Annotated in this window: 12 protein-coding genes; all 12 read left to right on the top strand. The window is 62.4% G+C overall.

Annotation, left to right across the window (positions count from 1 at the left end; genetic code table 11):
- The first annotated feature begins 219 nt into the window (after positions 1-219).
- The 12 genes from PHN62_RS14330 (at position 220) to PHN62_RS14275 (ending at position 9,720) form a co-directional block, all read left to right on the top strand.
- Positions 220-699 (top strand): hypothetical protein, encoded by a 480-nt coding sequence (locus PHN62_RS14330; protein ID WP_300151802.1) that lies wholly within the window; start codon positions 220-222, stop codon positions 697-699.
- Positions 700-774: 75 nt separating this feature from the next.
- A complete protein-coding gene (locus PHN62_RS14325; protein WP_300151800.1) occupies positions 775-1,059 on the top strand; it encodes a DNA-binding protein in 285 nt (94 codons plus the stop codon).
- 2 nt (positions 1,060-1,061) lie between these two features.
- Positions 1,062-1,454 (top strand): hypothetical protein, encoded by a 393-nt coding sequence (locus tag PHN62_RS14320; RefSeq protein WP_300151798.1) that lies wholly within the window; start codon positions 1,062-1,064, stop codon positions 1,452-1,454.
- Positions 1,451-2,470: a hypothetical protein gene (locus PHN62_RS14315; RefSeq protein WP_300151796.1), complete on the top strand. Its 1,020-nt coding sequence runs from the start codon at positions 1,451-1,453 to the stop codon at positions 2,468-2,470. The genes PHN62_RS14320 and PHN62_RS14315 overlap by 4 nt, the downstream gene beginning before the upstream one ends.
- Entirely contained in the window at positions 2,467-2,697 is a 231-nt protein-coding gene (locus PHN62_RS14310) for a hypothetical protein (RefSeq protein WP_300151794.1), read from the top strand. Before PHN62_RS14315 ends, PHN62_RS14310 begins: the two co-directional genes overlap by 4 nt.
- Complete coding sequence (locus PHN62_RS14305) at positions 2,694-4,076, top strand: bifunctional DNA primase/polymerase (protein ID WP_300151792.1); 1,383 nt, start codon at positions 2,694-2,696, stop codon at positions 4,074-4,076. Before PHN62_RS14310 ends, PHN62_RS14305 begins: the two co-directional genes overlap by 4 nt.
- The gene (locus PHN62_RS14300; protein ID WP_300151790.1) at positions 4,069-5,406 is read left to right on the top strand and encodes a DUF927 domain-containing protein; all 1,338 of its coding nucleotides are present in this window, start codon (positions 4,069-4,071) and stop codon (positions 5,404-5,406) included. Before PHN62_RS14305 ends, PHN62_RS14300 begins: the two co-directional genes overlap by 8 nt.
- Positions 5,396-5,692 (top strand): hypothetical protein, encoded by a 297-nt coding sequence (locus PHN62_RS14295; RefSeq protein WP_300151788.1) that lies wholly within the window; start codon positions 5,396-5,398, stop codon positions 5,690-5,692. The genes PHN62_RS14300 and PHN62_RS14295 overlap by 11 nt, the downstream gene beginning before the upstream one ends.
- A 124-nt stretch (positions 5,693-5,816) precedes the next feature.
- The gene (locus tag PHN62_RS14290) at positions 5,817-7,037 is read left to right on the top strand and encodes a phage portal protein (protein ID WP_300151786.1); all 1,221 of its coding nucleotides are present in this window, start codon (positions 5,817-5,819) and stop codon (positions 7,035-7,037) included.
- Positions 7,024-8,649, top strand: coding sequence for a phage major capsid protein (locus tag PHN62_RS14285; RefSeq protein WP_300151784.1), 1,626 nt, complete (start codon positions 7,024-7,026; stop codon positions 8,647-8,649). Before PHN62_RS14290 ends, PHN62_RS14285 begins: the two co-directional genes overlap by 14 nt.
- Positions 8,650-8,812: 163 nt before the next feature.
- The gene (locus tag PHN62_RS14280) at positions 8,813-9,403 is read left to right on the top strand and encodes a head-tail connector protein (protein ID WP_300151782.1); all 591 of its coding nucleotides are present in this window, start codon (positions 8,813-8,815) and stop codon (positions 9,401-9,403) included.
- The gene (locus PHN62_RS14275) at positions 9,391-9,720 is read left to right on the top strand and encodes a phage head closure protein (RefSeq protein ID WP_300151780.1); all 330 of its coding nucleotides are present in this window, start codon (positions 9,391-9,393) and stop codon (positions 9,718-9,720) included. The genes PHN62_RS14280 and PHN62_RS14275 overlap by 13 nt, the downstream gene beginning before the upstream one ends.
- Positions 9,721-10,166 lie beyond the last annotated feature (446 nt).

Here is a 10,166-nt window from a genome sequence, read left to right as displayed (position 1 = left end):
ACAATGCGGCGCTATCAACGCCCATTGAGCGTCGTTCAATGACAGACGGATCAAGGACGCCTCCTTCACACGAAGATGGGGAGGCTCAAAAGCTCAGGAAAAATCCTGAACGTCAACAGACCCTAGATCGGCGTCCACGAAATAAGCTCTTGCAAAACTCAAGAGGAAACATTACCTCTTGAATACAGCAAGAGCTTACCTCTTAATATTAGGCACCCAATGACCGATCTTCCCAAAACCACGCAGTTCAAAGCGACCACCTCGCTGGCCTGCTCTATCGCCATGACGCATCCCGATCGCTTCAATGAGGCGGTTGCGGCTGGTCATTATCCGTGTGCCCCAAAGACGATCCCCGGTCGTGCCAGAGCCTTCGGCGTCGCCGACGTCATTGCGCTCCATTCCTACCAGCGTTTCCTGAATCAGGGGCTTAGCCCCGCGAGGGCTGGTCGCAAGGCGTGCGAGATCCGCGCCTTCCTCGAAGAATATCCGGACGCCGATCAGGTCTACATCATCGGCACCGCGTTCAACGATATCGACCGGCTTCTTCCGGAATTCGACCCGAAAGAGCAGCTCGTCAGCATCAACAGCACGCAATCCATCAGCGTCATCGGCCTTGAAGTCCTGAACTTCCACTACCTGCGCGAGCGCATCGTGCATGAGATCAACGAAGCGGCCTTGATCGTGGGCGGCAAGGAATAACGCCGTTTAAGAAGTTGGGATTGCCTCAATTACGGCAATCCCAAAGCCTGCCATCACCTTCAATAGGCAATTGAAATGAATACGAAAAACGAAAACCCCGCTTCGGCGGGAACGGCGAAGCTTTGCCTGCCGCCTCACCTCCGCAAGCCGCGTCTGCGCCGCGAAGAGGCTGTCGAATATTTGGGGCTGGTCCATGGCCTCCCGATCGCCAAAGCGACGCTGGCGAAACTCGCCTCGGTTGGCGGCGGCCCCGCCTACAATGTGAGCGTCAGAACTCCGCTCTATCCGACCGGCGAACTGGATCGCTGGGCCGAAGAGCGGTTGGGCGGCTTGCGCGGCTCCACTTCGTCGGGAGGCTGACGATGGGCGATCTTCTCCCGATCACCGGCAAGCTGGAAAAGCTGATCCCTCGGCTGAGCACCGACGCAGACGGGGAGATCATCGCCACGGTTCGGGCCATCGGGCGGGCGCTGAAATCGAGTGATTGCGACTGGCATGACCTGGCCGCCGCGCTCACCCGACGCGCCGAACCGACCTATTTCGCCCTGCGACCTGACTTCAATCGCGTGAGGCCCGCCAGCGATCTGCACCGCATGGCCTTGTGGTTGATGCAGCACGCCTTCGACCGGATCAAGCCGAGCAGCCGCCCCTTCGTCGCGACCATGGTGACGCAGCTCGCGCGGCGCGGGGCCAGCACAAAGCAGGAGCGATACCTGCGCGACCTTTACGCACAACACGGAGGGCCTGCCGCATGAGCCTCCTCACCCTGCCCCGGCGACCGCGTGGCCGCCTGTCCGCTGCGAAAGCGGAGGAATACGCCGCGACTCGCGCCGCCTTCTGCAAGGCGATCCTCGAAATCCGGTCAAGGCTGGATTTCAGCATCGGTTCGCGTGGCTGGTGCTACATCCTTGAGGAGCATGGCCTCAACAAAGGCGACTTCGACGCGGCGCAGGCGCTGATCACCGATTGCCGGAAGACGGGCGAACTGCCCCTCGATATCTGCGCGGAAGACGATGCGCGCGAATTCATCAACCTTGAACATATCGACAAAACCACGCCCGAAGACGAGGCCGCCGCCGCTATCGACTACATCAGCCGCGCTCATACCACCTACCGCCCCTTTTCCTTTTGGCGGTTTCAGGAATTTTATGTCGAAGCGCTGGTCGAAAAAGCGGATTTGAAATCCCTCTTCGCGCCGGTCTGTCGTGAGTTCAACGTCCCGCTCGCCAACGGGCGCGGATCCTCCGACCTCAATAGCCGCGCCGCCATGATGCGCCGGTTCACCGAACATGAGGCTGCAGGCCGCCAGTGCGTTCTGCTCTATGCAGGCGACCACGATCCGGCAGGCCTGCGGATTTCGGACTTCCTGCTCAAGAACTTGGCCGATCTGTCTGGCGCGACAGGCTGGTCGCCTGATCGGCTCATTGTCGATCGCTTCGGATTGAATGACGACTTCATCGCAGCTCACAAGCTGACGTGGATCGAGAACCTTGAAACTGGATCTGGCGGACGACTGGACGATCCCCGACACCCCGATCACGCCAAGAGCTATGTGCAGGATTATTTGAGAAAATTTGGCGCTCGCAAAGTCGAAGCCAACGCCCTCGTGACCCGCCCCGAAGCTGGCCGAAGGCTCTGTCGCGAGGCCATCCTGAAATACGTCGATGCGGGCGCCGCGCGCGATGCGTGGATCGCCAGCACCAAAGAGGCGCAGGCCGCTGTGGCGACTGAGATCACCCGGCGACTGCCACAGTTCGGAGGGCAGGCATGACCATCCTCAATTTTCCCACGACGGTTCGGATCCACCTGCCGAGGCGGGGCGAACTTCTGATCGTCAGCCCTGACGGCGCGGGCGTTCGCGTCGAAGGCGTCAATCTGGATCGCGGTTTCGGATGGGGCGTCGGCATTTTCGGGACATGGCCTGAAGCCATGGAGGCCGCCCGCGACCATTGGGTCGAAGAAGTCGAGTTTCATCAGCATTTTCGAGGCGCGCAATGAACGCCAGCACCGACACGCTTTCCGCCAAGGGCCGCGCCGCCACGAAATACGCGGAGCGCGGCTTTCACGTCTTCCCGATCATGGCGGGCCATAAAGGCGAGAACTTCGAAGGGCGCAGCACGCATCATTTGCCCAAGGGGCATCTCGGCGCTTCCTGCAATCCTGACGCCGTGCGCGCTTGGTGGACCCGCTGGCCCGACGCCAATATCGGCCTGCACCTCGCCGCTTCCGGCCTCGTCGCGATCGATGCCGACACCTACAAGCCGGATTGCGGCTGGCTGGATTTCATCTCTGATCGCGATATGCCTGAAACGCTGGCGCAGACTTCGGCGCGGGGCGGCGAGCATTACATCTTCCGCTCGACTGAGGGGGAAGAATATCCGGGCAAGCTCTGCGCGGGCGTCGAGATCAAGCACAAGGGCTACATCCTGCTTGAGCCTTCGACCTTTGCGGATGGCGTCTATCGGTTTCAGAACGACGCCGAACCCGCGCCCTGTCCGGAGTGGATGCCGCGCAAAAAACTGTCCGAGCGGGCCGCGCCTGGAGGCGGCCGGAGGATCATTGACGAGAGCCGCAGGGAATGGGCCGAAACCGCGCTGCACGACGAATTGGGTCGTGTTCTGGCGGCGGGCGAAGGCGAGCGAAACAATGCTCTGAACCGCGCCGCTTTCAGCTTGGCCCAGATCATCGCGGAGGGGCGTCTCGGCGAAAACGTCGTGCGTGAGAGGCTCTTCGGCGCGGCGCGCAGCATCGGATTGGACGACGCCGAGACCTTGCGCACCATAAATTCCGCTTTCAAGGCGGGGCTGGAACAGCCCAGAGGACCAAAGGAGCGTGAACACAAGAAGCGGAAAGCGAAGAACGCCGCCCGCGAGGAAGAGCCATTTCAGCCTGAGGATCCCACCGCCCCCCAAGAAGAGACGGTGCCTCAGGAAGAAGATGATGAGGGAGATAAGTGGCCGTTTCGCCTCGTGAAGCACGGCGTCGAAAAACGCATTGAGAAGGTCGATAAAGAAACCGGCGTCGTCGTCGTGGAATGGCGATGGATCTGCTCGCCTCTCGAAGTCGTCGCCGAAACCCGGAGCATCAACGGCGAAGAATGGGGGCGGTTGCTGTCCATTGCGGATCGCGATGGCCGCGTCAAGACATGGTGCCTACCCATGCGGATGCTGGCGGGCGATGGCGTCGCCTATCGCGAGCAACTGCTTTCCCTTGGCCTGATCTTGGCGCCGAGCGGTTTCGCACGCGCCGCCCTTCACGAATATGTCACGACCGCCAGTCCCGGCCAGAAAGCCCGCTGCGTCTCGCGTATTGGCTGGGCGAGCAATGGCGTGTTCGTCCTTCCCAAAACCAGCATCGGAGACGATAATAATGGATGAGCGGTTTTACTTCCAAAGCGATAGCTCTTTTGACGATCCGTATACGATCAATGGATCCCTTGAGGGTTGGCGGAACGAGGTGGCGCGCTATGCGGTCGGCAACAGCCGCCTTGCTTTCGCCATCAGCGCCGGATTCGCCGGGCCTCTGCTCCTTCCTACCGATTCCGAGTCCGGCGGCTTTCACCTTCGGGGCGGAAGCTCCGTCGGGAAAAGCACCGTTTTGACAGCGGCGGGAAGCTCTTGGGGCGGGCGCGACTTCATCCGCACATGGCGCGCCACCTCGAACGGACTGGAATCCGTCGCGGCCCTTCACAATGATGGATTATTGTGTCTGGACGAACTCTCTCAGGTTGACAGCCGCGAGGCCGGGCAAATCGCCTATCTGATCGCCAATGGAGTCGGAAAAACCCGAGCCGGACGCAGCGGCGAGGCTCGCAAGGCGCTGCGCTGGCGCACGCTTTTCCTTTCAACGGGCGAAATCGATTTGGCGACCAAAATCGCTGAAGATGGCCGGGGCCGCCGTGTCGCCGCCGGACAAGAGGCGCGCCTCGTGGATCTGCCCGCAGACGCGGGCGCCGGTCTGGGCATCTTTGAGGATCTGCACGGCCTCGCATCCGCCGCCGATCTGGCGCAGCATTTGAAGGCCGCCGCCGCGCGCCACCATGGTCACGCCGCGCCCGCTTTCATCCGCTTCCTGACCCGCGATTTTGGCGGCATCGGTCCTCTGGTCGCCGAGCATCAGCGTGAATTTCTGACCGAAGCCCTGCCTGAAGGGGCTGACGGCCAAGTGCGCCGCGTCGCCGGGCGCTTCGCTCTGGTCGCCGCCGCCGGAGAAATGGTGACCTCCTTCGGCATCCTGCCTTGGCCGCAAGGTGAAGCGACGAAGGCTTGTCGCCGCTGCCTCGCCGACTGGATCGCCCAGCGCGGCGGCGTCGAACCGGCGGAGGATCGCGAAGCCGTCTCGGCGGTGCGGCGCTTCATCCAAGGGCATGGCTCCAGCCGCTTCGAGCCGATGGGCGACCTTGTTCATCACGACTCCACAGGGACGCCAATCGACGTGCGGATCCAGAACCGGGCGGGCTTCCGCCGCCGGCGGGGGAACGGAGGCACCGAATTTTTGGTTCTGCCAGAAGTCTGGAAGACCGAGATTTGCCAGGGCATGGATTCGATGCGTGTCGCCAAAGTTCTGGCGGAGCATGGCCTCTTGAAAACCGATGGTCAGGGAAAGTTCCAAACCCTTCATCGCGTGCTCGGATCATCCGGTCCGATCCGTTGCTATGCGCTGCTACCCGGCATCTTGGGCGATGAAGGCGAGGGCGATGGATCTTGACCGCTTTGGCGCTTTCGCCCGTAAGGTCGGCGCTGTAACGCCGCCCTGTAACACCTGTAACACCAGAGCCCCCACCCCGGTGTTACAGGATTTAATCAATCAAAACAGCGTCGTAACACCCGTAACACCTGTAACACCGCAAAAAAGCGAGGAAGAGAACGAAGCCGAGCTTCAGGCGCTTTACGAAGAGCGGTCGGCGATCATGGAATACGATGGAGGGCTGACCCGCCAAGATGCTGAGACCGCTGCATGGCAGGAGGTTTTCGGCGACCGCCCAAGACCTTGAGAAAGCCACGCGATTTCGCGAATTTCCACGAATTTTCAATCACTTCTAAAACCGCCGCGAAGGCGGTTTTCGCTTTGAAACTCGCCATGTCATCCCGATCTTTGATCTGCAAACAGGAATGCGGATGGTGATGTTCGAACGCTTCAAGAAAATGATCGGGCGCGAAACGAAGGCGGGTCTGGCTACGCCCTCGCCGGAACTGATCGCCTTATTCGGCGGCGCGCCCTCCGCCTCTGGCGTCGTCGTCACGCCGGAAAGCGCCATGCGCTGCCCAACCGTTTACGCCTCCGTCAAGGTCATCGCCGAGAGCGTGGCGCAGCTTCCGCTGCATCTTTATCGACGCACCCCGGACGGCGGCAAAGAGCGCGCCACGGATCACCCCCTCGCCGAGATCCTGAACGGCCAGGCTAATGATTGGACCTCCGCTTTCGAGTTCCGTCTGTTCATGCAGGCGGCGCTTTGTCTGCATGGCAACGCCTTCGCCTTCATCAACCGCAGCGGCGGCGCGATCGTCGAATTGATCCCGATCCCTTCGACCGCCGTGACGGTGGAGATCGACACTGCCAGCATGGAACCGACCTATCGGGTTTCGACGGAAGGCGGCCAGCGCGTCTATGACCGCACGGAAATCTTTCACCTGAAGACGCTGGGCGTTTCGCCCTATCTGGGCTTGTCGCCGATCATGCAGGCCAAGGAGGCCATCGGGCTTTCGCTGGCGATGGAAAGCCATGCGGCGCGGCTCTTCGGAGCGGGCGCGCGACCGGGCGGCGTCTTCAAATACGCCAAGACTCTTGGCCCGGAGGCCATGAAGCGCCTGCGCGACAGCTTCAACTCCGCCCATGCTGGCGGCGAAAACGCGGGCAAAACCCTGATCCTCGAAGATGGCATGGATTTCACGCCGCTTCAGTTCAACAGCGTCGATCTTCAGTTTCTTGAGCTGCGGCGTCATCAGGTCGCCGAGATCGCCCGCGTCTTCCGCATCCCGCTGCATCTGCTTCAGGAATTGGAGCGCGCCACCCACAACAACGCCGAAAGCATGGGACAGCAGTTCCTTGCGCTTACGCTGCTGCCCTGGCTGAAAATGTGGGAAGGGGCGATTCGCCGCGCCCTTCTGACCACCGAGGAACGCCCGCATTACTATGCCGAGTTCCTGACCGACGATCTGGCTCGCGCCGACCTCGCCGCCCGCTTCGACGCTTATGCCAAGGCGGTGACGAACGGGCTTCTGGCGCCGAACGAAGTGCGCGCCGCCGAGAACCGCTCTCCCTATCCGGGCGGCGACCAGTTCCGCCTGCCGCTCAACACCGAAGACGCCAATGCGGGGGGCGGCGATGGGGCGCGCTGACTTCGAAGTCAAGTTTTCGACCAGCGAAGCCGGGCTTCTGTCGGGCTACGCCAGCGTCTTCGGCGGCGAACCGGACAGTTATGGCGACATCATCGCCCGAGGCGCTTTCACCGCCAGCCTGCGCCAACACAAAGCCGCTGGCGGCGCGCCACTTCTCTTGTGGCAGCATGACCCTTCCGAGCCGATCGGCGCTTGGACAGAACTTCAGGAAGACCAGACCGGGCTTTTCGTCTCCGGCCGCCTGGTTCTCGACACCCGGCGCGGCAGCGAGGCTTACGCGCTTTTGAAGGCCGGGGCGCTGAATGGGCTGTCGATCGGATATCGCGCCAAAAGTCATGAGCGGAGGCCCGGCGGCGGGCGTTTGCTCAAGGAAATCGACCTCATCGAAATTTCTCTGGTGTCGATCCCTGCGGCCTCCGCCGCGCGGGTCACCAGCGTCAAAGCGGCCCCCGCCGCGATCCCCGCCATGAAGGCGGCTTTCAAAAGGACCAGCATCATGGCTGACCAGCAGAACCCCGCCCCGGAAGCGGAGCAGGACGAAGACCGCATCGGCGCGGTGGAAGAAACCGTCGCCGGGATCGACGCCCGCCTGACCGCCTTGGAGGGAAACATGGGCGATATCGCCAAATCCGCCGCCCGCATCGAACAGAAGCTGGCCCGCCCCGGCGTCATCGCCCAGAAGGCCGAAGATCCGGGCGCGACGGAGATCAAGGCGTTCGGCGCTTACGCCCGCCATGGCGACGCCGCTGGCGTGGAACTGAAGAACCTGACCCTTGCCGGAACCGGCGGCTATCTCGCGCCCCCGGATTTCGTCAAGGAGGTGGTCAAGAACCTTGTCGAATTCTCGCCAGTTCGCCAGCACGCCCGTGTCATCTCCATTGGCGCCGCCGAAGCCCGGATGCCCAAACGCACCGGAACGCTCACCGCCGCCTGGGTGTCGGAAACCGGAGACCAGACCTCCACCGAACCGGCCTATGGCGAGATCGCTCTGACGCCCCATGAGGCCGCCTGTTTCGTGGACGTGTCGAACGCCTTGCTGGAAGACAATCAGTATAACCTTCAGGGCGAACTGGCCGCCGATTTCGCCGAGGAGTTCGGACGTCTGGAAGGGCTGGCCTTCGTCTCCGGCAGCGGCGTCGGACAACCGGCGGGCATCCTCGCCGACGCCGATATCGAGGCGGTCGAATCCGGCGTCGCCAACGCCATCACCGCCGACAGCCTGATCGATCTGTTTCATGATCTGCCCGGCTTCTACGCCGCGAATGCGGTTTGGGGCATGAACCGTTCGACCATCGGCGTGGTCCGCAAACTCAAGAACACGGGCGGCGATTATCTCTGGCGCGACACGCTGTCGGACGGCAATCCGCCGACCATCCTTGGCCGCCCGGTGATCGAATTGCCTGACATGCCGGACATCGCCGCCGACGCTACGCCGATCCTGTTCGGCGATCTGAAGCAGGGCTATCGCATCGTGGATCGTCTGGCGCTGTCGGTGATGCGGGATCCCTATTCGGTGGCGACCAAAGGCCAGACCCGCTTTCACGCCCGCCGCCGCGTGGGCGGAGCGGTGATCAAGCCCGAAGCCTTTCGGCTGCTGAAGGTGGCCGTCTGATCGATCCGCCCGGTTGGCTTCGGTCAGCCGGGATTCGGTTTGTAGCACCTTGTAGCATGCCGATTTTCGGGCGGTGCTACAGGAATACACAAATAAAAACAGACATGTATCACCTGTAGCCCGTGTAGCACGGCAAAAACATCCAAGTCTGCAAGGATTCGCCATGCATCTTCTTCGCGTCGCCGCTCCTGAAAACCTCGCCGTCAGCCTTGAGCAGATGAAGCTTCATCTGCGGATCGACCACGACTTTGAAGACGCTCTGATCGTGGATTGCATCTGGGCGGCGACCGAGCGTCTGGACGGGCGAGATGGCGCGCTTGGCGGCTGTCTGATCACACAGGTCTGGAAACTGACCCTTGGCCACTTTCAGCCGGAGATCCTGATTCCGCTGCCGCCCTGTCAGTCTGTGGATGAAGTCGTCTATCTGCGCCCGGATGGCGAGCCCGCCGCTCTCGCGCCCGCTGATTATCAGGTCGCCGGGATCGGATCGCTTGACGGCGCTACCCTCCGGCCTGCCCCCGGCAAGACGTGGCCGATCGCGCTGGCCGCCCCGGAAGCCGTGGCCGTCACCTTCACCGCAGGCTTTGGCGACGACGCCGAGGCTCTGCCCGAACCGATCCGCGCCAGCATCAGGCTGCGCGCCGCTCATCTCTACGAGCATCGGGAGAGCGTGATCATGGGATCGGGCTTCATCACCGAGGCCCCGGACGGTGCCGACGACTTCGCCCGCAACTATCGTCAATGGGGCTTCTGACCATGCGCGCCGGGGATCTGGACCGCAGGGCGTCCATACAGGAACTGACCAGAACGCCGGATGGCGGCGGTGGTTACGACATCATCTGGCAAGAGCGGGCCAGCCTCTGGGCGGCGGTTCAGCAGATGAACGGAAAGGAGTTCCTGACCGGCGGCGGCGTTCAAGCTCAACGCAGGATCGTCTTTCGCGTGCGGTGGCTCGACTGGATCACGCCCAAGCATCGCGTGGCCTATGACGGTCGAATTCATGAGATCCACGAAGTTCGGGAACTTGGCCGCCGTGCCGGGCTTGAGCTTCACACGACTTCGCTGGAGTGACGCCGATGCCCTGGTCAGCCCCCAAACATTGCCCCGGCGGTCATCCGCCGTTTCAAGGCAGGCGCTGCCCGGTCTGCCTCTCGGCGGCCAAGGCCCGCGCCGAGGCTGCGCGGCCCTCAGCTCGCGCCCGAGGCTATGACGGCAAGTGGAGCAAGGAGAGCAAAGCCTTTCTCGACCGACCTGAGAATCGTCTCTGCGCCTGCGGATGCGGCCAGCCCGCCGACATGGTGGATCATCGCATCGCTCACAAAGGCGACATGCGCCTGTTCTGGGATCGGTCGAACTGGCAGCCCATGAACCGCCGCTGCAACAGCCGGAAGGCCGTGCGTGAGGAAGGAGCCTTCGGAAACCCGAGGCCCAAGGCCGGGGGGCCTTCGGAATTCAGCGCCTCCGCCTCGGGACCGACACTCCCCTCTCGCGCGCAATCTTCTGGAAATTGGGAGTTT

The sequence above is a fragment of the Neomegalonema sp. genome (assembly GCF_028688855.1).
Classification (GTDB): Bacteria; Pseudomonadota; Alphaproteobacteria; order Rhodobacterales; family Rhodobacteraceae; genus Neomegalonema.
The sequence above is the reverse complement of the archived record's forward strand: the minus strand, read 5'-3'. Positions and strand labels throughout refer to the sequence as shown.